Here is a 316-nt window from a genome sequence, read left to right on the forward strand (position 1 = left end):
GTATTCGAACGGCAGCTTCGGCCCCTTCGCGAGCGTCGCGTAGAGGATCGTCGCGTTCGGGTTCGCGAGCAGCAGGCCCGTCGGGTTGCCCGCGGCATCGCGCAGGATCGTGCCGCCCGGCGGCTCCGGCGTGTCCTTCGTATAGCCGACCACGCGCAGCGCGGCCGCGTTCAGTAGCGCGCGATCGTACAGGTGCAGGATGAACACCGGCGTATCGGGCGCGGCTGCGTTGAGTTCGTCGATCGTCGGCAGGCGCTTCTCCACGAACTGATGTTCGGTGAAGCCGCCGACCACGCGCACCCACTGCGGCGCGGGC

The 316-nt window shown here is 69.3% G+C and carries 1 protein-coding gene; it reads right to left on the reverse strand.

Going from position 1 to position 316, the window contains the following annotated elements:
• Window positions 1-316, reverse strand: a 316-nt coding sequence (locus tag ACV22V_RS32650; protein WP_448016858.1) for an amidohydrolase family protein, incomplete at both ends; no start/stop codon positions are given.

Source organism: Burkholderia sp. AW33-5 (assembly GCF_053427615.1).